The 21,411-nt window shown below is 73.9% G+C and carries 20 protein-coding genes; 14 read left to right on the top strand and 6 right to left on the bottom strand.

The window, feature by feature from the left end:
- Nucleotides 1-57: 57 nt before the first annotated feature.
- The 3 genes from AB0G14_RS03805 to AB0G14_RS03815 form a co-directional block, all read right to left on the bottom strand.
- Complete coding sequence (locus AB0G14_RS03805; RefSeq protein ID WP_357693415.1) at nt 58-1,281, bottom strand: hypothetical protein; 1,224 nt, start codon at nt 1,279-1,281, stop codon at nt 58-60.
- A 112-nt stretch (nt 1,282-1,393) separates the two neighbouring features.
- Nucleotides 1,394-3,079, bottom strand: coding sequence for a GTPase (locus AB0G14_RS03810; RefSeq protein WP_357693417.1), 1,686 nt, complete (start codon nt 3,077-3,079; stop codon nt 1,394-1,396).
- Nucleotides 3,076-4,917, bottom strand: coding sequence for an ABC transporter (locus AB0G14_RS03815; RefSeq protein WP_357693419.1), 1,842 nt, complete (start codon nt 4,915-4,917; stop codon nt 3,076-3,078). The genes AB0G14_RS03810 and AB0G14_RS03815 overlap by 4 nt, the downstream gene beginning before the upstream one ends.
- A gap of 221 nt (nt 4,918-5,138) precedes the next feature.
- On the opposite strand from AB0G14_RS03815, the gene dnaK reads away from it, so the two are divergent.
- The 5 genes from dnaK to AB0G14_RS03840 all read left to right on the top strand — a co-directional run bounded on the left by dnaK (nt 5,139) and on the right by AB0G14_RS03840 (nt 9,953).
- Nucleotides 5,139-7,001 (top strand): molecular chaperone DnaK, encoded by a 1,863-nt coding sequence (gene dnaK / locus AB0G14_RS03820; protein ID WP_357693421.1) that lies wholly within the window; start codon nt 5,139-5,141, stop codon nt 6,999-7,001.
- 47 nt (nt 7,002-7,048) lie between these two features.
- Nucleotides 7,049-7,777, top strand: a complete 729-nt coding sequence (gene grpE / locus AB0G14_RS03825; RefSeq protein ID WP_357693423.1) for a nucleotide exchange factor GrpE — start codon at nt 7,049-7,051, stop codon at nt 7,775-7,777.
- Between the two features lie 83 nt (nt 7,778-7,860).
- Entirely contained in the window at nt 7,861-9,057 is a 1,197-nt protein-coding gene (gene dnaJ / locus AB0G14_RS03830) for a molecular chaperone DnaJ (RefSeq protein ID WP_357693425.1), read from the top strand.
- 46 nt (nt 9,058-9,103) lie between these two features.
- Nucleotides 9,104-9,544 carry a helix-turn-helix transcriptional regulator gene (locus AB0G14_RS03835; RefSeq protein ID WP_357693427.1) on the top strand — a complete coding sequence of 147 codons (441 nt, stop codon included), beginning with the start codon at nt 9,104-9,106 and terminating at the stop codon, nt 9,542-9,544.
- Between the two features lie 199 nt (nt 9,545-9,743).
- Nucleotides 9,744-9,953 carry a hypothetical protein gene (locus tag AB0G14_RS03840; RefSeq protein WP_357693429.1) on the top strand — a complete coding sequence of 70 codons (210 nt, stop codon included), beginning with the start codon at nt 9,744-9,746 and terminating at the stop codon, nt 9,951-9,953.
- Between the two features lie 210 nt (nt 9,954-10,163).
- Here the strand turns inward: AB0G14_RS03840 and AB0G14_RS03845 are convergent, their stop codons facing one another.
- The 3 genes from AB0G14_RS03845 to AB0G14_RS03855 all read right to left on the bottom strand — a co-directional run bounded on the left by AB0G14_RS03845 (nt 10,164) and on the right by AB0G14_RS03855 (nt 12,487).
- A complete protein-coding gene (locus AB0G14_RS03845) occupies nt 10,164-10,595 on the bottom strand; it encodes a hypothetical protein (RefSeq protein WP_357693431.1) in 432 nt (143 codons plus the stop codon).
- A gap of 178 nt (nt 10,596-10,773) precedes the next feature.
- The gene (locus tag AB0G14_RS03850; RefSeq protein WP_357693433.1) at nt 10,774-11,979 is read right to left on the bottom strand and encodes a cation:proton antiporter; all 1,206 of its coding nucleotides are present in this window, start codon (nt 11,977-11,979) and stop codon (nt 10,774-10,776) included.
- A 7-nt stretch (nt 11,980-11,986) separates the two neighbouring features.
- Nucleotides 11,987-12,487 carry a TrkA C-terminal domain-containing protein gene (locus tag AB0G14_RS03855; protein WP_350702229.1) on the bottom strand — a complete coding sequence of 167 codons (501 nt, stop codon included), beginning with the start codon at nt 12,485-12,487 and terminating at the stop codon, nt 11,987-11,989.
- Nucleotides 12,488-12,718: 231 nt separating this feature from the next.
- Between AB0G14_RS03855 and clpB the strand changes: the two genes are divergently transcribed.
- The 9 genes from clpB to AB0G14_RS03900 all read left to right on the top strand — a co-directional run bounded on the left by clpB (nt 12,719) and on the right by AB0G14_RS03900 (nt 21,322).
- A complete protein-coding gene (clpB, locus tag AB0G14_RS03860) occupies nt 12,719-15,310 on the top strand; it encodes an ATP-dependent chaperone ClpB (RefSeq protein ID WP_357693435.1) in 2,592 nt (863 codons plus the stop codon).
- Between the two features lie 113 nt (nt 15,311-15,423).
- Nucleotides 15,424-15,804, top strand: coding sequence for a hypothetical protein (locus AB0G14_RS03865; RefSeq protein ID WP_357693437.1), 381 nt, complete (start codon nt 15,424-15,426; stop codon nt 15,802-15,804).
- A 69-nt stretch (nt 15,805-15,873) separates the two neighbouring features.
- Nucleotides 15,874-16,833, top strand: a complete 960-nt coding sequence (locus AB0G14_RS03870; RefSeq protein ID WP_357693439.1) for a hypothetical protein — start codon at nt 15,874-15,876, stop codon at nt 16,831-16,833.
- Between the two features lie 85 nt (nt 16,834-16,918).
- On the top strand, nt 16,919-17,542 hold the full coding sequence (locus tag AB0G14_RS03875; protein WP_357693441.1) for a DUF4178 domain-containing protein: 624 nt from the start codon (nt 16,919-16,921) through the stop codon (nt 17,540-17,542).
- Complete coding sequence (locus tag AB0G14_RS03880; RefSeq protein ID WP_357693443.1) at nt 17,542-18,048, top strand: DUF2617 family protein; 507 nt, start codon at nt 17,542-17,544, stop codon at nt 18,046-18,048. Before AB0G14_RS03875 ends, AB0G14_RS03880 begins: the two co-directional genes overlap by 1 nt.
- The gene (locus AB0G14_RS03885; RefSeq protein WP_357693445.1) at nt 18,045-18,470 is read left to right on the top strand and encodes a DUF4247 domain-containing protein; all 426 of its coding nucleotides are present in this window, start codon (nt 18,045-18,047) and stop codon (nt 18,468-18,470) included. Before AB0G14_RS03880 ends, AB0G14_RS03885 begins: the two co-directional genes overlap by 4 nt.
- Nucleotides 18,471-18,507: 37 nt before the next feature.
- A complete protein-coding gene (locus AB0G14_RS03890; protein ID WP_357449859.1) occupies nt 18,508-18,930 on the top strand; it encodes a DUF350 domain-containing protein in 423 nt (140 codons plus the stop codon).
- On the top strand, nt 18,930-19,757 hold the full coding sequence (locus tag AB0G14_RS03895; RefSeq protein ID WP_357693447.1) for a hypothetical protein: 828 nt from the start codon (nt 18,930-18,932) through the stop codon (nt 19,755-19,757). Before AB0G14_RS03890 ends, AB0G14_RS03895 begins: the two co-directional genes overlap by 1 nt.
- Nucleotides 19,754-21,322, top strand: coding sequence for a polyamine aminopropyltransferase (locus tag AB0G14_RS03900; protein WP_357693449.1), 1,569 nt, complete (start codon nt 19,754-19,756; stop codon nt 21,320-21,322). Before AB0G14_RS03895 ends, AB0G14_RS03900 begins: the two co-directional genes overlap by 4 nt.
- The last annotated feature ends 89 nt before the right edge of the window (nt 21,323-21,411 follow it).

Genomic DNA, 21,411 nt, shown 5'->3' on the forward strand with positions numbered 1-21,411 from the left:
TGTGGATCGTCCCGGCCGCCGCCAACCTCATGATCGACGCCGGCTTGCGCGGGTGGGTCAGGCGCCCTCGTCGGCCAGGCGGTGGCGGTTGGCCTCGATCCAGGCGTTCAGGGCGGCCGGGTCGTCCGGGTCGACGCCGTCGGCCATCAACTGCGCCACGGCGGCGGTGGCGGGGCTGCGCCGCTCGCCCGTGCTGTAGAGGCGGGCGAACTCCGGCACCATCTCCTCGATCGCCGTGTCGGTCTGCGCCGCCGCCCGCTCCGGCAGCCCGCGCTTGCGGGCGGCGTACGCGGCCCAGCCGCGCAGCACCCGGGGCAGCAGGGCTGCGTCGTCCATGTCCAGCACCGCCCGCCGGTGCACCCAGTCCAGCAGGAACAGCCCGGACACGGTCGGGCTCCACCGCATCGGGTCGGCGTCGGGGAAGCTGGCCGCGTGGTCCAGCAGCAGGCTGAGGCAGAAGTGCAGCGAGGCCAGCTCCGCCCCGTCGACGGCGTCCAGGCCGAACCGGGCCGCCTCCGGCGAGGCGAGGAACCGGCGGACCAGCTCCGTACGCTCGGCGGCGGAGAGCGGCTCGACGGCGGGCGCGGGCACGGTGCGGGTGGGGTGGGGCAACCGCGCCAGCCGGGCGCCGAGCAGGGCCCGGTCGGTGGCCAGCGAGCCCTCCCCGGGCAGCTCACTCAGACTGTCGGTGATCGTCAGGTGCCGGCCCACCTCGGCGTGCATCCGGGCCGGCTCCTCGTCGCGGAACCAGGTCAGCTCGTCCCCGGCGCACATCTGCCGCACCTGGTCGAGGATCCGGTCGGGCGGCCCGCCGACGAAGACGTCCTTGGTGATGCCGATGTTGTGGTCGAGCAGCGTCACCACCGCGTGCGCCGGCCCGCCGGCCGGGTCGTCGTACGCGAAGGTCGCCAGGTAGGAGGTCTGGTCGCCGTACACGTCGCCGTAGGACCAGCAGCCGGTGAGGTGGACCCGGCCGAGGTGGGCGACCCAGGCGGGGGTGGCGGCGCCGGGGCGGACCCGGGCGGCCCCCTCGGCGTCGGGCACCAGCGCGGCGAAGACCGAGCGGACGGTGGTCGCGGCGGCCGAGCGGCGACGGGAGGTGGCGGCCAGGAAGCCGGCCACGAATTCCCGCACCGCGCTGTCACGGTCGGTCTCCGCGACCGCGTAGACGCTGCCGAGCAGGGCCGCGCCGAGCATCTCCGCGTCGAGGGCGTTCTCCAGCTTGGCCACGTCGCGGGCGGCGTGCAGCACCGCGTCGTACGGAGTCTGAGGCGTTCCCATCCACCGACCCTACGCTGTCGCCCGGCTCCGGGCGGCACGAGCGACCCGAGCATCGCCCGCGTCGTGGCACCCACCACCGCCGACCTGCGGCTGCCGCCGGCGAGTGCCCGGGTCAGCGGCCGGCGGCGCCCCGCAGGGCGGCCCGGGCCTCGGCGTAGGAGGCGAGCACCGCCCGCACCGGGGCCAGCACCTGCTCCTCGCCGACCGCCGTCACCCGCTCGGTGAGCCGGTGCTCGGCGCGGCGGCGGGCGCGGCGGGCCGCCCACCGGACGGCCGGCCTGGTCAGGGCCGCCACCAGCAGCCCGGCGAGCAGGCCGCCGAGGAGCAGCAGGGTGGGCAGCGGCACCTCGCCGACGGCCGGGTCGGCCAACTCCGGCAGGCCCAGCGCGCGCAGCCCGTAGCCGAGCGCCAGCCAGGCGAGCCCGGCCAGCGCGGCCAGGGTCACCAGCCACTGGAGGCCGCCGACGATCCGCCACCAGAGCGGCCGCCGGTCCATGCCGAGGTCGGTGCCGGCGACCGCGCGGTCCAGCGCGTCCGGCAGGTCGCCGAGGCGCGACCGGGCGGCGGCGGTCACCGCGGCGGGCCAGAAGGCGGGCAGTTCCGCCCCGGCCTGGTCGGCCACGGACCGGATCGCCAGCCCGAGCGCGGAGCGTTGCGCGGCGGTGGGGTCGGGCACCGAGGTCGCGGCGACCAGGCTCTCCGCCGGGTCGTCGCGCTCGCCGGCCGGGCCGGGCAGGTGCAGCCGGCGCAGCGGGTCGGGCCGCAGCCGCCGCCAGCCCCGGACCAGCGGCCAGCCGGTGGCGGCGGCGCCCCGGTGCCGGTACGCCTGCTCGACCGCCTCGGCGACCGTCGGCACCCCGGCGGCGCCGGCCAGCGCCCGGTGCAGCGCGGTGACGGCGGCGTCGTCCGGCCCGGCGGCCGACGACCCGCCCCCGACCAGCTCGTCGAGCCCGGCCACCACCGTGTCCACGTCACCCTGGAGCCGGCGCAGCGCGGCCTGCCGCCCGGCCACCGTCCGTTCCAGCGCCTCCCGGAGCCCGACCATGCCCGCCGGTTCCACGGCGGTGGTGGCCTGCAGCGGCACGCCGGCCAGGCCGTCCGCGTCGAGCAGGCGGCGCAGGTCGGCCAGCACCCGGGGCAGCTCGGCCGGGGGCAGCCGGTCGGCCTGGTTGAGCACGACCAGCGTGACGTCCCTGTGCCGGTGGAACTCGCGCAGGTAGCTGGTGTGGATGACGCGGTCGGCGTACTTCTGCGGATCGACCACCCAGACCACGAGGTCGACCAGGCCGAGCAGCCGGTCCACCTCCAGCCGGTGGGACCGCTGCACCGAGTCGAAGTCGGGCAGGTCGAGCAGGATCAGCCCGTGCAGGGCCGACTCGTCGTCGCCGTCGAGCACGCTCTCCCGGACGAACCGGTGCCGGGGCAGCACCCCGACCCAGTCGAGCAGCCGGTTGCCGCCGTCGAGCGGCCCCCAGACGCAGGCGTGCGTGACGCCGGTGGTGGGGCGGCGCACCCCGACCGGGGAGAGCTCCATCCGGGCGAGCGCGTTGAACAGGCTGGACTTGCCGCTGCCCGTCGCGCCGGCGAGGGCCACCACGGTGTGGTCGCGGGAGAGCGCCAGCCGGGTGCCGGCCCGCTCGACCAGGGTGTGCGCCGGCACGAGTCGCGAATCCGGCAGGTGGCCGTCGACGACCGTGAGGAACCGGCGTACGGCGTCGAGGCGGGCCATCAGGGCGTCGGCGTCCACCCGTCGGTCACCACGGAACGCCTCGCGCATCCGCCCGACGATGTTCGTCATGATCCTCCGCCCTCGGTGCCGGGGAGGCGCGCGGCGTCCGCGTCGGCGAGGCCGCTGCGGTGCCGGGCCATCTCCACCCCGTTGCCGGCCCGGCGCAGGGCCTCCGCGGTGTCCGGGGCGGGCCGGGCCTCCGCCGTCCGGGCCAGGTAGCGGGCGGCCTCGTCGTCCAGCAGGGCCCGCACCCGGTCCAGCAGGTCGGCCCGGGCCTTGGCGGCGAGCGTACGCACGGCCTGGTCGCCGAAGAGCGCCTGGAGCACGGTCTGCGCGGCGACCGTGGTGCCGGCCCCGGTGGCGACCTCCAGCCCGGTCGGGACGAACGCGGTCGAGGCGAACACGGCGATCATCACGGCGAGCCCGGTGGCGTTGACGGCGTACGCGGCCGTGCGGGCCACGAAGCGCCGGTCGCCGCCCTCGACCCGCACCAGCTCCAGCACGCCGCGCTGCCACTCCCGGACCAGGCGCTCGGCTCGCTCGGGCAGGTCGCCGGCGGGGTGGGCGAGCCCCGGCTCGAGCAGTGCCGCCCCGGCGGGATGCGCCTTCCACCCGGTGTACGCGTTCTCCGCCGCCTCGGCGGCGACGCCGCGCAGCAGGGTCACCAGCTGGGACTCGATCGCCTCGCGCAGCTCGGCGGCGGGCGCGGGACGGCCGGTGACGGCGGCCACCACCCGGTCGCGGAGCCGCCCGATCCGGGCCTCCAGCGTGCGGAAGAACTCCCCGGTGCCGACGAACTCCTGCCAGCGGGCGAGCACCTCGCCACGGAGCAGCCGACCGTCCTTCAGCCCCTGCTCGACGGCCCGGTGCGCCCCCCGGTACGCCGCCCGCACCCGCTCGTCGAGCGCGTCCGCGGCGGTCACCTGCTCGTCGGCGGCGTCGGCGAGCCCCTCGACCGCCGGGCGCAGCGCGGCGAGTGCGCCGTCGAGGGTCTGCCGGACCACGGCCGCCCGGGCGTCGGCGTCGGCGGCCAGCCGGGCGAACCAGGCGGAGAGCGGCGCGGTCACCCGGTCGGGCAGCAGGCCCTGCCCGTCGACCGAGGTCTCCGGCAGCACGAACAGCGGGGCCGCGCCGAGATCCTGCGCGGCGAGCATCTCCGACAGGTGGGCGGCGATCTCGTCGGCCGCCTCCGGGGGCACCCGGTCCAGCACCATGGCGATCACCGCGCCCCGGGCCCGGGCGCTGCGCAGCAGCTCCCAGGGGACCGCGTCGGCGTAGCGGGCGGCGGTGGTGACGAAGAGCCAGAGGTCGGCGGCGGCCAGGAGCTGGCCGGCCAGGGCCCGGTTGGCGTCGACCACCGAGTCGATGTCGGGGGCGTCGAGGAAGGCCAACCCGGGCGGCAGGGCGGGGGCGGTGACCAGTTGCAGGGTGTGCGGGTCCTCGCTGGGCTCGTTGGTGCGGGTGAGGCCGGGCAGCAGCTCGCCCTGACGGAACCAGCCGGAGTCGGCCGGGCTGCACACCAGCACCGGGGAGCGGGTGGTGGGCCGGAGCACCCCGGCCGCGCTCACCCGCGCCTGCACCAGGCTGTTGACCAGGGTGGACTTGCCCGCGCCGGTGGACCCGCCGACCACCACGAGCAGCGGCGCGTCGAGCCGGCGCAGCCGGGGCAGCAGGTAGTCGTCGAGCTGGTCGGTGAGGCTCCCGGCGGCCCGGCGGGCGGGCTCGGCGGAGGGTAGCGCCAGCGGGAACCGGGCCGCCCCGATCGCGGCGCGCAGGTCGGCCAGCGCGGCGGGCAGGCTGTCGTCCCCGGTGGTGGCGGGCCGGTCCTCCCCGGCGTCCGTGGAGCCGGTGCGGGCTGCGACGGTGGGCGCGTCGGCCTGGGTGGCGGAGTCGCCGTGCGTCGTCACCGCTAAAGCGTGCCCGACCGACGCAAGGGAAGACAACCGGCCGGTAGTACCCGTGACTTGCGTCGGGTCGGCTCAACCTCGACTTGACGATTTCCGGGGGCGTGGCACTATTGAGTCAAGTTCACTCAACTTGTGGTGGGGTCGCTGCGGGCGACGCCCGCCACGCAGCTCAGGGCGGTGCCCACGAGCGGCTCACAACGTCACGAAGCGAGGAAGCGAAGATGGCACGTGCGGTCGGTATCGACCTCGGCACGACGAACTCCTGCGTCAGCGTCCTGGAGGGCGGTGAGCCCACCGTCATCGCCAACGCTGAGGGCTCGCGGACGACCCCGTCGATCGTCGCGTTCGCCCGCAACGGCGAGGTGCTCGTCGGTGAGGTCGCCAAGCGCCAGGCGGTGACCAACCCGGATCGGACGATCCGCTCGGTCAAGCGGGAGGTCGGCACCAACTGGTCCGTCGACATCGACGGCAAGAAGTACACCCCGCAGGAGATCTCGGCCCGCACGCTGATGAAGCTCAAGCGGGACGCCGAGGCGTACCTGGGCGAGCAGATCACCGACGCGGTGATCACCGTCCCGGCCTACTTCAACGACAGCCAGCGCCAGGCCACCAAGGAGGCCGGCGAGATCGCCGGCTTCAACGTGCTGCGGATCGTGAACGAGCCGACCGCGGCGGCCCTGGCGTACGGGCTGGACAAGGGCTCCAAGGAGCAGACCGTCCTGGTCTTCGACCTCGGCGGCGGCACCTTCGACGTGTCGCTGCTCGAGCTGGCCGAGGGCGTCATCGAGGTCAAGTCGACCAGCGGTGACAACAACCTCGGTGGTGACGACTGGGACCAGCGCATCATCGACCACCTGGTGAAGACCTTCCGGGGCGAGCACGGCATCGACCTGGCCCAGGACAAGATGGCGCTGCAGCGGCTCCGCGAGGCGGCCGAGAAGGCCAAGATCGAGCTGTCCGCCGCCACCACCACCAACATCAACCTGCCGTACATCACGGCCGGCGCGGCGGGCCCGCTGCACCTGGACGTGACGCTCAGCCGGGCCGAGTTCCAGCGGATGACGCAGGACCTGCTGGACCGCTGCAAGGGCCCGTTCGAGCAGGCCGTGAAGGACGCCGGCATCAAGGTCTCCGACGTCGAGCACGTCATCCTGGTCGGCGGCTCGACCCGCATGCCGGCCGTGACCGACCTGGTCAAGCAGCTCACCGGCAAGGAGCCCAACAAGGGCGTCAACCCGGACGAGGTCGTCGCCGTCGGCGCCGCCCTGCAGGCCGGTGTGCTCAAGGGCGAGGTCAAGGACGTCCTGCTGCTCGACGTGACCCCGCTGAGCCTGGGCATCGAGACCAAGGGCGGCATCTTCACCAAGCTGATCGAGCGCAACACCACCATCCCGACCAAGCGCTCCGAGGTCTTCACCACGGCGGACGACAACCAGCCGTCGGTGCTGATCCAGGTGTTCCAGGGCGAGCGGGAGATCGCGGCCTACAACAAGAAGCTCGGCACCTTCGAGCTGACCGGCCTCCCGCCGGCGCCGCGCGGCGTGCCGCAGATCGAGGTCACCTTCGACATCGACGCCAACGGCATCGTCAACGTCCACGCCAAGGACCTCGGCACCGGCAAGGAGCAGAAGATGACGATCACCGGCGGCTCCTCGCTGCCGAAGGACGACATCGAGCGCATGCGCCGCGACGCCGAGGAGCACGCCGAGGACGACAAGCGTCGCCGCGACGAGGCCGAGACCCGCAACCTGGCCGAGGCGCTCCAGTGGCAGACCGAGAAGTTCCTGGCCGAGAGCGGCGACAAGCTGCCGGCGGAGTCCCGTGACCAGATCAACGAGGCGCTCGGCGAGCTGCGCGGCGCCCTCGGTGGTCAGGACATCGAGAAGATCAAGTCGGCGCACGAGCGGCTGGCGCAGGTCTCCCAGCAGGCCGGTTCGCTGCTCTACAGCCAGCAGGGCGAGCAGCCGGGCGAGGCCGGTCCGGGTGCCGCGGGTGCGGCGGGCGCCGGGGCGACCGGTGGCGCGCAGGCCGGTGGCGCGGACGACGTGGTCGACGCGGAGATCGTGGACGAGGACAAGAAGTGACGGTCCGTCCCGGACACGGCACCACGGCAGAGGGATGAGGTAACCCCATGACGGAGAAGCCACGAGCCGCCGACCCGGGTGCGACCGGGTCGACGCCGGGTGGCTCCGCGCCCGCCGAGCAGGCCGGCGACGGGCCGCGGGTCGTCATCCGCAACAACCGCAAGATCAGTGAGAGCAACGAGCCGGCCGCCGCCGACGCCGGGTCGGACGCCCCGGCCGAGGGCCTGGTCGAGGAGGCCGAGGTCGTGGTCGACGAGATCGAGGTCGAGGCGGCCGAGGTGGCCGGCCCGCCGGTGGTGGACGCCCCGGCACAGCCGGCCGACGGCGGCGGGACCGCGCTCGGCGCCGAACTGGAGGCGCTGCGCAAGGACCTCGACGAGCGGACCCGGGATCTGCAGCGGGTGACGGCGGAGTACGCCAACTACCGCAAGCGGGTGGACCGGGACAAGGGTCTGGTCACCGAGCAGGCGACCGGCGCGGTGCTCGCCGCGCTGCTGCCGATCCTCGACGACCTGGACCGGGCCCGCGAGCACGGCGACCTGGTCGGGCCGTTCGGCACGGTGGCCGAGCAGCTCACCACGGCGCTCGGCAAGTTCGGGCTGACGGCGTTCGGCGAGCAGGGCGACCCGTTCGACCCGACCCGGCACGAGGCGGTGGCCCACCAGACCTCGGCCGACGTCACCGAGCCGACCTGTGTGCAGGTGATGCGCCGGGGCTACCAGGTCGGGGAGCGGCTGCTGCGACCCGCCATGGTCGCGGTCGCCGACCCGGAGTAGTGCGCAACGACGACCGGATCGTCCCGCCCACCCCGAACGGGTGGGCGGGACGGTCGGTCCCCAGGTAGGGAGGGGGTGGACCGGTGAGTTCCAAGGACTGGATCGAGAAGGACTTCTACGCCGTGCTGGGCGTGGACAAGGCCGCCTCCGGCGACGACATCAAGAAGGCATACCGGAAGCTGGCGCGGGATTCGCACCCGGACCACAACCCCGGTGACCCGAAGGCCGAGGAGCGTTTCAAGGCCGCCTCCGAGGCGTACGCGGTGCTCGGCGACGACGCCAAGCGCCGCGAGTACGACGAGCTGCGCTCGCTGTTCGGCTCGGGCGCGTTCCGCCGCAACGCCCGTGGCGCCGGCCAGCCCGGCGGCATGCCGTTCGACGTCTCCGACCTGTTCGGGGGCGCGGCCGGTGGGGGTGGCGACCGCCGCTTCGGCGGGGCCGGCTTCCAGGACCTGTTCAGTTCGATCTTCACTGGCGGCGCCGCTGGTCCCGGCGGCGGGCCGGCCGCACCCCGGGGCCCGGCGCGGGGCCGGGACGTCGAGGCCGAGGTGGCCCTCGACTTCGGCGACGCCGTACGCGGGGTGACCGTCCCGTTGACGCTGCGCGCCCCGGGGGTCTGCGACACCTGCCACGGCAACGGGGCCAAGCCCGGCACCCAGCCGCGCACCTGCCCGGTGTGCCACGGGGCCGGGGTGACCACCCGCAACCAGGGGTCGTTCAGCTTCTCCGAGCCGTGCCGCAACTGTCAGGGCGTGGGCACGATCGTGGAGGAGAAGTGCCCGGAGTGTCAGGGCACCGGCGGGGTCACCAAGACCCGCACGCTGAACGTCCGCTTCCCGGCCGGGGTGGCCGACGGCCAGAAGATCCGGCTGGCGGGGCGGGGTGAGCCCGGCGCGCGGGGCGGCCCGGCCGGGGACCTCTTCGTACACGTCAAGGTGCGACCGGACGAGCTGTTCGGGCGTACGGGCGACGACCTCACGCTGACCGTGCCGATCACGTTCGCGGAGGCCGTGCTCGGCACGGACCTGCGGGTGCCCACCCTCGACGGCGCGGTGACCCTGCGGGTGCCGCCGGGCACGCCGAGCGGCCGGATCCTGCGGGCCCGCGGCAAGGGCGTGGTCCGCCGCGACGGGCGGGCGGGTGACCTGCTGGTGACCCTCGACGTGGTGGTGCCCGCGCGGGTGTCCGACGAGGCGCGTACGGCGTTGGAGAGCTTCGCCGCGCAGACCCCGCCGGCCGCCCGGGAACATCTCGACGCGCGGGTGCGTCGATTCAGTTGACCCGGTGTTCAGTCGGCTCGGTGGAGTGCACGCGGAGGTGAGCGGGATGTCGGACGAGTTCGTCGGTTCGGGTGACCCTGCCTACGAGGCCAAGGTGCTGATGATCTCGGTGGCGGCGCGGATGGCGGGGATGCACCCGCAGACCCTGCGCCAGTACGACCGGCTGGGCCTGGTCCAGCCGGGCCGGGCGGCCGGCGGTGGCCGCCGCTACAGCGTGCGGGACGTGGTGCTGCTGCGCGAGGTGCAGCGGCTCAGCCAGGACGACGGCATCAACCTGGCGGGGGTCAAGCGCATCATCGGGCTGGAGCGGCTGCTGGAGCAGGCCCAGCAGCGGGTGGCCCGGCTGGAGGCGGAACTGGACGCCGCGTACCGCCGGATCGCCGAGCTGGAGGCCTTGGCCCGCTTCCCGGGCAGCGACCTCGTCCCGACCAACCGCACCTCCACCGCGCTGGTGGTCTGGCGTCCCCGGCGGGGCCCCGACCGCTGACGACACCGCACCGCGCCCGGCCGCCCTCCCGCGGCCGGGCGCGGTCGCCTTTCCGCCCCCGCCCCGCCTCCGACCGGGACGTGCGTCGTCTCCGCAAGGGCCCACGGTTACCGGTTTGCCGGCGGGGACGGCACCGGATCCGCTAGCCTCAAAATCAGGTCCAACCATCTCAATCCGGACTCCGATGGCAGGGGGAGCCATGACGGAAGCGGCGAGGAAGGTTGCCCAGCAGACAGAGGAACGGCTCGACGAGGTGACGAAGAACGTCCGGGAGAGATTCGACCGGTTCACCGAGACCCGCTTCACCGACGAGATCAAGAACGGCAGGTTCGCCGACCAGGTCGACCACGGCATCGACCAGGGACGTGACGAGGCGAGACGCCGCGAGCAGGGCGGATCGGAACACTGACGCTCCGCCGACGTGCGGGCCGGGACCCACGGGGGGTCCCGGCCCGTTCGCCGTCCAGGGACGGGCCGGGACGCCAGAGGTCCCGGGCGGGGGTCCCGGCCCGTTCGCCGTCCAGAGGCGGGCCGGGACGCCAGAGGTCCCGGGTGGGGGTCCCGGCACGTTCGCCGTCGTGGAGTACGGGCCGGGACGCCGTGCGGGTGTGTGGGGCGCTCAGGCGATGCGGCGGTTCTCCCGGACCAGGCCGCCCTCGCACCAGTCCCGGTAGACGAAGAGCTCCGGCCGGGCCAGCAGCGCCCGGCTGTTGTACGCCCAGGTGCGCATCAGGTCGTCGCCGTTCCGCTCGGCCTGCTCGACCAGCTTCCGGAAGCGCCGCTTCGGGTGGGCGCGGAAGTTCGTCCGGATGCCGTCGGCGGCGTAGATGTAGAGGCAGTGCAGGGCGAACCGGCGGGCCGGGCAGGCCGGGTCCATCGCCAGGTCGAAGAGCACCGCCACCAGCCGGTCACCGGATACCAGCAGGTCCCAGTCCGGCGGCATGGAGGTCAGCGGCACGGAGTCGGGCTGGAAGGCCCACGCGCGCAGCTCGGCGGGGGTCGGATCGACGGGGTTGGCAAAGCCGTGGAACGTCGACTCCTGCACGCTCACCGGCCAACCTTCCGCTCTCGTCCGCGGCGGCTCAGGCCGTCCGCGAGCTCTGGCTGCTGGGGCGAAACGGTAACCCGGCGCGTCGACCGGCGGTAGGCCCCGCCGGAGGCAATTCGACAACCGTTGGGCGAGGGCCGGGCCGACCGTACGGTCGACCCGGCCCGGACGGTGACGTCGGTCAGTCGTGCGCCGGCACCGGTTGGGCCCGCTGGGCCGCGCCGCGCTTCCGCAGCCAGCGCTTGAACCACGCGAAGTCGGGCAGCCGCGCCAGCATCGGCCCGGTCACGACCGTGATCAGCACGTACGCCGTGGCGAGCGCCGCCAGCTTCGGGTCGACGCTGCCGGCGGCCACCGCGAGCCCCGCGATGACGATGGAGAACTCTCCCCGGGGCACCAGGGCCAGGCCGGCCCGCCAGCGACCGGGTTCGGCGATGCCGACCCGGCGAGCCGCCAGGTAACCGGTGAGCGTCTTCGTCGCCATGGTGATCACGGCCAGTGCGAGCGCGGGCAGCAGCACCGGCGGGATGTCCCGCGGGTCGGTGACCAGACCGAAGAAGACGAAGAAGACCGCCGCGAAGAGGTCCCGCAGCGGGGTGAGCAGTTCGGTCGCGTGGTGCGCCACCGGCCCGGACAGCGCGATGCCGACCAGGAACGCGCCGACCGCCGCCGACACCTGGAGCTTGGCCGCGATGCCCGCCACCAGCAGGGTCATCCCGAGTACGCCGAGCAGCAGCGCCTCCGGGTCCTTCGCCGACATGGCGGTGGAGATCAGGTTGCCGTACCTGATCGCGACCACCAGCACCAGCAGCACGGTGCCGACCGCGACACCGAGCGCGATGCCGCCGCCCAGCAGGCCGCTGCCGGCGAGCACCGCGGTCGCCAGGGGCAGGTAGAACGCCATCGCCAGGTCCTCGATCACCAGGACCGAGAGGATCACCGGGGTCTCCCGGTTACCGAGGCGGCCCAGGTCGGCGAGGACCTTGGCGATGACCCCCGAGGAGGAGACCCAGGTGATGCCGGCGAGCACCAGGGCGGCGATCCAGTCCCAGCCGAGCAGCAGCGCGAACGCCGCCCCGGGCAGCGCGTTCAGCAGCCCGTCGATCAGGCCGGCCGGGGCCGCGGCGCGCAGGTTGCCGACCAACTCGTTGGCCGAGTATTCCAGGCCCAGCATGACCAGCAGCAGGATCACGCCGATCTCGGCGCCGACCGCGAAGAACTCCTCGCTGGCGGCCAGGGGCAGCAGGCCGCCGTGCCCGAACGCGAGCCCGGCGAGCAGGTAGAGGGGGATGGGTGAGAGGCCGATCCGGCGGCTCAGCCGGCCGAGGAGGCCGAGCAGGAAGAGCAGTGCGCCGACTTCGATGAGCAGTGTCGTCGTTTCGTGCATCCGCGCCTCAGCCGTCCGGGTCGCTGTCGGCAAGGATGGCTGTGACCCCGTCGAGGCCCTGGCGGGTCCCGACCACGACCACCACGTCACCGGCGGCGAAGCGGAAGGAGGGCTCCGGCGAGACGATCACCTCGCCGTGGCGCAGCACGGCCACGATCGAGGCGCCCGTGCGGGAACGTGCCTGCGTGTCCCCGAGCTTCCGGTTGACGTACTTCGAGCCGGCCGGAATGGCGATCTGCTCGGTGAGCAGGCCGGCGGCCTGCTCCCGCAGCCCGGACAGCTGACCGAGCATCAGCGACGCGCCGAGGATGTCGGCGAGCGCCTCCGCCTCGTCGTCCGTCAGCGGTATGTCGTGCTGACATGAGTCGGGATCGTCCGGGTCGTACAGGACGAGGTCACGGCGGCCATTGCGGTGGGAGACCACACCGAGGCGGCGACCGGACTCCGTCAACAGATCGTGACGGACCCCGATTCCCGGCAGGGCGGTCTGTTCAACACGTACGCGCACACGGCCAGGCTACCCCTGGTCGGCCCGCGCAGATCTTGGCAACGAGCGCGGTTCCGCTGTGTGGTCGCTCAGCGCTTCCCCGCCACCAGAACCGCCCGTCCAATCGATCGCAGACACCGCTGGGCACGTCCGGGCGGCGAGAGTGATTCAGCTCACACCGTCAGGGTTGAGCGGAATAGGCTCAACTCTGGTTGTGTCCTTCCCAGTGGACACGCCGATCCGGGGGAGCCCATGAACACGGAACGACTCACCACCAAGAGCCGCGAGACCATCACCGGTGCCGTCGCGATGGCGAACCAGCGCGGTCACGCCACCGTGGAGCCCTGGCACCTGCTGCTGGCGCTGCTGGACACCGAGGGCTCGACCGCCGCCGGCCTGCTGCGCGCCGTCGGGGCCGACCCCGCCGAGCTGCGCCGGGTCGCCCAGCGCTCGGTCGACGCCCTGCCCGCCGCGCGCGGCTCCAGCATCGCCGAGCCGACCCTGGCCCGCGAGTTCGTCAACGCCATCGGGGCCGCCGAGCAGATCGCCCGGCCGCTCGGCGACGAGTACACCTCCACCGAGCACCTGCTCGCCGGCCTGGCCCGGGTGGGTGGCGCGGTGTCGGGCGCGTTGAAGTCGGCCGGCGCCACCGAGGAGAACCTCGTCGCCGCCTTCCCGACCGTGCGCGGCGGGGACCGGCGGGTCACCACCACCGACCCCGAGCAGACCTACCAGGCCCTGGCCAAGTACGGCGTGGACCTGACCGCCAGCGCCCGCGACGGCAAGATCGACCCGGTCATCGGCCGGGACTCGGAGATCCGCCGGGTGATCCAGGTGCTGTCCCGGCGTACCAAGAACAACCCGGTGCTGATCGGCGAGCCGGGCGTCGGCAAGACCGCGATCGTCGAGGGCCTGGCCCAGCGGATCGTCGCCGGCGACGTGCCCGAGTCGCTGCGCGACAAGAAGCTGGTCTCGCTCGACCTCGGCGCGATGGTCGCCGGCGCGCAGTACCGGGGCCAGTTCGAGGAGCGGCTGAAGTCCGTCCTGGAGGAGATCAAGAACTCCAACGGGCAGGTCATCACCTTCCTCGACGAGCTGCACACCGTCGTCGGCGCCGGCAAGGGCGAGGGCTCGATGGACGCCGGCAACATGCTCAAGCCGATGCTGGCCCGCGGCGAGCTGCGGATGGTCGGCGCGACCACCCTCGACGAGTACCGCGAGCACATCGAGAAGGACCCGGCCCTGGAGCGCCGCTTCCAGCCGGTGCTGGTCGGCGAGCCGACCATCGAGGACACCATCGGCATCCTGCGCGGCCTCAAGGAGCGCTACGAGGTGCACCACGGCGTACGCATCACCGACGCCGCCCTGGTCGCCGCCGCGGCACTGTCGGACCGCTACATCACCGACCGGTTCCTGCCGGACAAGGCGATCGACCTGGTCGACGAGTCCGCCTCCCGGCTCCGGATGGAGATCGACTCCCGGCCCGTCGAGGTGGACGAGATCGAGCGGGCGGTGCGCCGGCTGGAGATCGAGGAGATGGCGCTGGCCAAGGAGCCCGACGCCGCCTCCGCCGAGCGGCTGGAGCGGCTGCGCAAGGAGCTGGCCGACAAGCGCGAGCAGCTCACCGCCCTCGCCGACCGCTGGAAGCTGGAGAAGGACCACATCACCAAGCTCTCCACCGCCAAGGAGGAGCTGGAGCGGCTCGGCGGCGAGGCCGAGCGGGCCGAGCGCGACGGCGAGCTGGAGCGCGCCGCCGAGCTGCGCTACGGCCGGATTCCCGCCCTCAAGACCGAGCTGAAGCAGGCCGAGGAGGAACTGGCCCGGCTCCAGGCCGACGGCGCGATGCTCAAGGAGGAGGTCGGCGCCGACGACATCGCCGCCGTGGTCGCCTCCTGGACCGGCATCCCTGCCGGCCGGCTGCTGGAGGGCGAGACCGCCAAGCTGCTGCGGATGGAGGAGTCGCTGGGCGCCCGCGTGGTCGGCCAGGCCGAGGCCGTGGGCTCGGTCTCCGACGCCGTCCGCCGTGCCCGGGCCGGGGTCGCCGACCCGGACCGCCCGACCGGCAGCTTCCTCTTCCTGGGCCCGACCGGCGTCGGCAAGACCGAGCTGGCCAAGGCGCTCGCCGAGTTCCTCTTCGACGACGAGCGGGCCATGGTCCGCATCGACATGAGCGAGTACGGCGAGAAGCACTCCGTCGCCCGCCTGGTCGGCGCCCCGCCCGGCTACGTCGGCTACGAGGAGGGCGGCCAGCTCACCGAGGCGGTACGCCGCCGGCCGTACTCGGTGATCCTGCTGGACGAGGTCGAGAAGGCCCACCCGGACGTCTTCGACGTCCTGCTCCAGGTGCTGGACGACGGCCGGCTCACCGACGGGCAGGGCCGCACGGTGGACTTCCGCAACGCCATCCTGATCCTCACCTCCAACCTCGGGTCGTCGGTGATCGGCGACCTGACGCTGGCCGAGGAGCAGCGCCGGGAGGGTGTCCTCGCGGTGGTCCGGTCGCACTTCAAGCCGGAGTTCCTCAACCGGCTGGACGACATCGTGGTCTTCGCCGCGCTGCACGGTGACGACCTGCGGGCCATCGTGGACATCCAGCTCGACCGGATGCGCAGGCGGCTGGCGGACCGCCGCCTCGGCCTGGACATCACCGACGCCGCCCGGGGGTGGCTCGCCGAGCACGGCTACGACCCGATCTACGGGGCCCGGCCGCTGCGCCGCCTGGTCCAGACGGCGATCGGCGACCAGCTCGCCAAGGCCCTCCTGGCCGGCCGGATCCGCGACGGCGACACGGTTCGCGTCGACCTGGCGGACACGAAGGACGCCCTCTCGGTCTCGACGGCCTGACCCCTGCCCGACCCGCATCGATCATGAGGTTGGCGGCGAGTTGGATCTCGACAACTGCCGCCAACCTCATGATTCAGAGAGTCGGGCGGGGCGCGGCGGGGAAGGAGATGGGCATGTTCGGGATCGGGAAGAAGCGGGACCGGGAGGTCGGGGCGGCCCTCGACGAGCTACGGCAGGCCGACACGGTGGCGTTCGGCGGGGTCGGGATCGCCGGCACGCTGCTGCCGGTGACCGAGGCGTACCGGCGGGTCGAGGCGGCGCTCGCCGACGACCCCGGGGACGTACGCGGGCAACTCGACCGGCTGCTCGCCGAGGGCACCCCGGCGGGCCGCGTCTACGCCGCCACGCTGCTGGAGGGGATCGACCCGGCGGCCGGCCGGGCGGCCTGGACGGCGCTGCGGGACGACCCGGCGGAGTTCGGCACGTTCACCGGCTGTGTCATGGGCCGCGCCACCCTGGGCGGGTACGCGTCGGAGCGGCTCGCCGGCGCATGATCCGTTCGCCGGCCGGCCCCGCCCGATCGGCCCTGCCGGCCGGTGCCGGCGGTCCGTAGCTTCCGTCCCATGACGCCTCCCGCCGACGCGCCGGTACGCCCGCCCCGTCCCGCCACCGTCACCATCGCCTTCTGGTTGCAACTCGCGACTGTGCTCGTCCTCCTCGGGCTGGTGGCCCTGGTGGTCACCCAGGCCATCCAGTGGGACGGCCAGATCGACCGTGCGGTGCGGGCGGTCCCGGACGCCGATCCCGACGAGGTGCGCGGCGAGCGCTGGAGCAACGTCGTCGGGGCGGTGGTGCTCGGCCTGCCCGCCCTGCTGCTCGCGCTCTGGCTGGCCGCCACGGCGCTGCCGGTGCGGCGCGGCGGCAACGTCGCCCGGATCCTGGTCTTCGTGGCCGGCGGCGTCCAACTGGTCGTCTGCTGTGGCCAGAGCTTCGCCGGCGTGCTCGTGTTCCCCCTGCTCTTCGGCCTCGGCCTCGGCCTCGACGAGCCGTACGCGGAGGAGGAGTATCCCGTCGAGGGGCCGGTCGACCCGGAGGCCGACTTCTGGGCGGAGTCGAAGTTCGTCGAGACCCTCTACTCGCAGTCCGACCCCTTCGATGCGGTGCTGTTCCCGCTGGCCGGACTCGGGGTGCTGACCGTGCTGCTGCTCACCCTCGCGGTGGTGCTGTTGCTGGCGCTGCCGCCCGCCCACCGGTGGTTCGTGCCCCGGGCCGCGTCCCCCGCCGCGCCGCTGCCGCCGGCCGGGTACGCCGTGATCCCCGTCGCCTACGCCCCGCCGGCCGGGTCCGGCGCCTACGCCTCGGCGGCCTGGGCCGGCGGACACGTCCCGCCGGCCTGGCCCGGCGCCTACGCCCCACCGGCGGGGCCCGGCGCTCACGTCCCGGCGGCCAGCCCCGGCGGTCACCAGGCCGCCCCGCCCGGTCACCTGATCTGTCCCGATCCGGCGGCACACGAGGCCCCGCCCCGGCCGGGCGACGCCGGATCGGGGACCGCGGACGACGGAACCATCCAGCACGTCGCGTAATCGGTTCCTCACTCGAACGACGGCAGGTTTCCCCAGGTGCGCGGGGTTGTTACCGTCTCCGCCGACGTACCTGGGGAGGTGGTCGGTGGACGGGTCGGTGGCGTACCTGCTGACGGCGGCGGGCTGTCTGGTGGGGGTGGCCGGAGTGGTGGTCGCCGTGGTGGCCCTGCGCCGGGGTCGGTCCCGGCCGCAGCGCCCCAAGGAGCCGGGCGATCCGCTGCGGGACCGGGACGCCGACGCGCTGCGCGGCGACCCCCGCCGCCTGAAGCCCGGCGACATCGTCGAGATCCGCGGGACGTCGTACGCCGTCCGCGGCTCGATCCGCCTGGTCGAGGGCGGCTGGAGCTGGGCCGAGCACCTGCTCGACGACGCCGCGGGCGTGCGCCGTTGGCTCTCGGTGGAGGAGGACCCGGAGCTGGAGCTGGTGCTCTGGGCCGCCGAGCCGGGCGCCACCGTCACCCCGGGCGCCCCGACGATCGACTTCGCCGGCCGTCGCTACAACTGGGACGAGTCCGGCCAGGCCCGCTACACCGCGACGGGCACCACCGGCCTCGACCCGACCGGCACCATGCGGTACCACGACTACCAGGCGCCCGGCGGGGCCCGGCTCTCCTTCGAGGCGTACGGCGAGGCGGGCTGGGAGGTGGCGCTGGGCGAGGTGCTGCACCGCGCCGACGTGATGATCTACCCGCAGGCCGAGGTGGACTGATGCTCGTCACCCTCGACGCCCCGTACGTCGACACCAGCGCCGCCGACCTCAGCCTGGCCCTCGGCGACGACGAGTTGCCCGCGCTGCACGTGCTCGACCTCGACCTGCCCGGCGGCGTCCGGCTGCGGCTGCGCCTGCTCGGCGCCTCGCACCAGGTGGTCCTGCGCGCTGGAGGCACCACGCTGACCGAGACGGTCGCCTGCCTGCCCGGCCGCCCGCCCGAGCTGCCGCAAGCGGTGCAGGACGAGGCGAACGGCTACCGCTTCACCGCGACCGTGCTGCGGCCCGCCGGAACCGGGCTGAGCGACCGGGTGGCCGCCCTGCGCGCCGACCTGGCCGACGACCCGTACGCGCTGGTGGGGGTCTTCCCCGGCGACGCCGACGCGGTGACCGCGCTGTCGGTGCGCCCCGATCCGCCGGACGGCGCCCTCGGCTGGCGCACCTGGCACGCGTATCCCCAGACCAACGAGCTGGTCCTGACCGAGACGGTGGTGGCACTGCGATGACGTACCGACGCTGGTTCGTGGTGGGGGTGGCGTTCGCCGTCATCGGCGCGCTGGTCGCCGCCTTCGCCATCTTCTACGGCAACTTCTCGCCCCGCGGCTTCGTCGAGGACAGGTACACCCGGGCGGCGAGCCGGGACATCGGCGGGAACGCCGTCGCCTACACCTCGAACCGGTCGCCCAGCCAGGTGGCGAAGGAGGTCACCGACGCGTGGCAGCCGGCCGACCAGTACGTCGACGGCAGCGGCGTCTACCTGCGCTACGACGACGACTCGGTGGTGATCCTGCCCATCGCCGCCGGTTCGGTGATCCTGCTGGAACGCCTCGGCACGGCGTACCCGCGCTACCACTCCACCGTGGGCAACCACTGGGGCTGGGGCCGGGGCAGCACCGTGCGCGGCGGCGGCCCGGGCTCCGGCAAGTAGCCCATCCCCTCACCCCGACGAAACCCCTGGAGTCCCCTTGCAGACGCTGGTCACCGATCTGCTGGTCACGCTCGCCTACGGCGTGGTCGGTGTCGTCCTGATGGCCGTCGGCTACGCCCTCGTCGACGTGGCCACCCCCGGAAAGCTCCACGAGCTGATCTGGGTCGAGCGCAACCGCAACGCCGCGCTGCTGCTCGCCTCCAACCTGGCGGGCGTCGGCATCATCGTGGTGGCCGCCATCGCCGCCAGCGCCGACGACTTCGTGCTCGGCATCGTCGGCGCGGCCGCGTACGGCATCCTCGGCCTGGTCATCATGGCGGCGGCGTTCCTGCTGCTCGACGCGGCCACGCCGGGCAGGCTCGGGGAGATCCTGGTCGACCCGCAGCCGCACCCGGCGGTCTGGGTCTCCGCCGTCGTCCACCTGGCCACCGGCGCGATCATCGCCGCCGCTATCAGCTGATGGCCGGCACGAAGACACCCGCCGCGCCGGCCGCGAAGAAGTCGACGGGAGCCTGGGTCTTCTGGCTGATCACCGGCCTGGTCGTCCTCGGCTGCGTGGTGGCCGGGATGGTCAACAGCGGTTCGGGAGACGACGACGTGCCGGCACCGACCGCGCAGGAACGCGGTGACACCGTGCCGATCCTCCAGCGCTCCACCGACAGCCAGGGCATCTGCTACGGCTGGGTGCTGGAGGACTACTACAGCTACAGCTACAGCGACCCGCTGAGCGTCGGGTCGAACCTCGGTGACGGGGTCGCGGTCGAGGAGAACCCGGCCTGTCCCCGTTGGGTGCAGGTGGACGCCCAGGTCGCCTACACCTCGGAGAGCAGCGAGAGCAACGACTTCGCGCGTATCGACGTGACGGGGTCCGCCGACATCTCCACCAGTCAGCTGCTGCGCATCGAGCAAGGGCTGGAGCGGTTCGGCCTGACCGAGGACGTCTTCGTCGACGACCCGGGTTGGGCGATCACCCGGGCCGCCGTGACGCTGCCCCTGCTCGCCGCCGAGGCGGGACTGGTGGAGCCGGCCGCCACCCCGGCAGTCGACGCGGCCACCCCCGCGCCGCTACCCGACGCCAGCAGCGACCTGTGGCGGGACCGCTGGGGCTACCTCCTGGCCGCGTTCGGCCTGCTGCTGCTCACCGGGCTGCTGGTCGCCGTCGGCTTGTGGCAGCGCCGCCGCCAGCTCCGCAAGGAGGCCGAGGGAGGCAAGGCCGGCGGGCGGACGCCCACGGCTCCCCGGCAGCCCGCCGAGCGGGACGCACGGCGTACGCCGGAGGGCCGGTGACCGTCGACGCGCCGGCGCCCGCGCGGTGGCGGCTGTCCCGCGCGGCGGTGCTCGTCGCGGTCTTCGTCTGCGCCGCCTGCGGCCTGGTCTACGAGCTGGCCCTGGTCGCCCTGGGCAGCTACCTGATCGGGGACACGGTCGGGCAGGCGTCGATCGTGCTGGGCGTGATGGTGTTCGCGATGGGCGTCGGCGCGCTCGCCGCCAAGCCGTTGCAGCCGCGCGCCGCCGCCGCGTTCGCCGCGATCGAGCTGGCCCTGGCCCTGCTCGGCGGTCTCTCCGTCCTCGGCCTCTACGCGGCCTTCGCGTGGCTGGACCTCTACGGCCCGGCGCTGGTCGCCACCGCGTTCGTGCTGGGCCTGCTGATCGGCGCGGAGATCCCGCTGCTGATGGTGCTGCTGCAACGCATCCGGGAGCAGGCCGCCGGCAGCGCGGTGGCGGACCTGTTCGCCGCCGACTACGTCGGCGCGTTGCTCGGCGGGTTGGCCTTCCCGTTCCTGCTGCTGCCGGTCTTCGGGCAGCTCAAGGGCGCGCTGGTGGTCGGCGCGGTGAACGCCGTGGCCGGGCTCGCGCTGGTCTGCACGGTCTTCCGGCGCGAGCTGAGCCGCCGGGCCCGCGTCGCGCTCGGCGCCGGCACCGTCGTGGTCTTCCTCAGCCTCGGGTACGCGTGGGTGACCGCGCACGACTTCGAGCTGACCGCCCGCCAGCAGCTCTACCGGGACCCGGTGGTGCACGCCGAGCGCAGCCGCTACCAGGAGATCGTGCTCACCCGCTCGGTCCCCGAGACCGGGCGGACCGGCACCGACCTGCGGCTCTTCCTCAACGGCGACCTCCAGTTCAGCTCCGTCGACGAGTACCGCTACCACGAGGCACTGGTGCACCCGGTGCTGAACGGCCCGCGCGGCGAGGTGCTGGTGCTCGGCGCCGGCGACGGCCTCGCCGTACGCGAGCTGCTGCGCTACCCGGACGTCCGGCGGGTCACGGTGGTGGACCTGGACCCGGCGGTGGTGGCGCTGGCCCGCAGCGAGCCGCAGCTGCGCCGGCTGAACGGCGGGGCGTTCGACGACTCCCGGGTCCGGGTGGTGCACGCCGACGCGTTCTCGTGGCTGCGTACCGCCACGGACCGGTTCGACGCGGTGGTGGCCGACCTGCCCGACCCGGACGAGACGGCCACCGCCAAGCTCTACACGGTCGAGTTCTACGCGCTGGTGCGCGCGGTGCTCGCCGAGGGCGGCCGGCTGGTCGTGCAGTCCGGCTCGCCGTACTTCGCGCCCCGGTCGTACTGGTCGATCGAGGCTTCGCTGCGCGAGGCGGGCTTCGCCACCACGCCGTACCACGTGGACGTGCCGTCCTTCGGTGACTGGGGCTTCCTGCTCGCCGCCCCCGGCGCGACCGCGCCCGCCCTGGCCCTGCCGCCGGACGCGCCGGCGCTGCGCTTCCTCGACGCGGCGACGCTCTCCGCCGCCGGGGCCTTCCCCGCCGACCGCCGCCGCGTGGACGTGCCGGCCTCCACCCTGCTCCAGCCCCGGGTGCTGGAGTACGCGCGGGCGGAGTGGCGCGGCTACTGACGCGTGTCGCGGCCCGCCGTGTGTGGGTATGTCGATGCCGCACGGCGGGTCGGTGTCCGCCTGTCGTGCCCGACTGGCCCGATCTCGAT

Origin of the sequence: Micromonospora sp. NPDC023814 (assembly GCF_040639595.1) — a bacterium.
Lineage (GTDB): Bacteria > Actinomycetota > Actinomycetes > Mycobacteriales > Micromonosporaceae > Micromonospora.

Coding starts and splice junctions, on each gene's coding strand:
- AB0G14_RS03805 (WP_357693415.1), bottom strand. CDS start 1,281: ATGGGAACGCCTCAGACTCCGTACGACGCGGTGCTGCACGCCGCCCGC.
- AB0G14_RS03810 (WP_357693417.1), bottom strand. CDS start 3,079: ATGACGAACATCGTCGGGCGGATGCGCGAGGCGTTCCGTGGTGACCGA.
- dnaK (WP_357693421.1), top strand. CDS start 5,139: ATGGCACGTGCGGTCGGTATCGACCTCGGCACGACGAACTCCTGCGTC.
- grpE (WP_357693423.1), top strand. CDS start 7,049: ATGACGGAGAAGCCACGAGCCGCCGACCCGGGTGCGACCGGGTCGACG.
- AB0G14_RS03835 (WP_357693427.1), top strand. CDS start 9,104: ATGTCGGACGAGTTCGTCGGTTCGGGTGACCCTGCCTACGAGGCCAAG.
- AB0G14_RS03840 (WP_357693429.1), top strand. CDS start 9,744: ATGACGGAAGCGGCGAGGAAGGTTGCCCAGCAGACAGAGGAACGGCTC.
- AB0G14_RS03850 (WP_357693433.1), bottom strand. CDS start 11,979: ATGCACGAAACGACGACACTGCTCATCGAAGTCGGCGCACTGCTCTTC.
- clpB (WP_357693435.1), top strand. CDS start 12,719: ATGAACACGGAACGACTCACCACCAAGAGCCGCGAGACCATCACCGGT.
- AB0G14_RS03865 (WP_357693437.1), top strand. CDS start 15,424: ATGTTCGGGATCGGGAAGAAGCGGGACCGGGAGGTCGGGGCGGCCCTC.
- AB0G14_RS03870 (WP_357693439.1), top strand. CDS start 15,874: ATGACGCCTCCCGCCGACGCGCCGGTACGCCCGCCCCGTCCCGCCACC.
- AB0G14_RS03880 (WP_357693443.1), top strand. CDS start 17,542: ATGCTCGTCACCCTCGACGCCCCGTACGTCGACACCAGCGCCGCCGAC.
- AB0G14_RS03885 (WP_357693445.1), top strand. CDS start 18,045: ATGACGTACCGACGCTGGTTCGTGGTGGGGGTGGCGTTCGCCGTCATC.
- AB0G14_RS03895 (WP_357693447.1), top strand. CDS start 18,930: ATGGCCGGCACGAAGACACCCGCCGCGCCGGCCGCGAAGAAGTCGACG.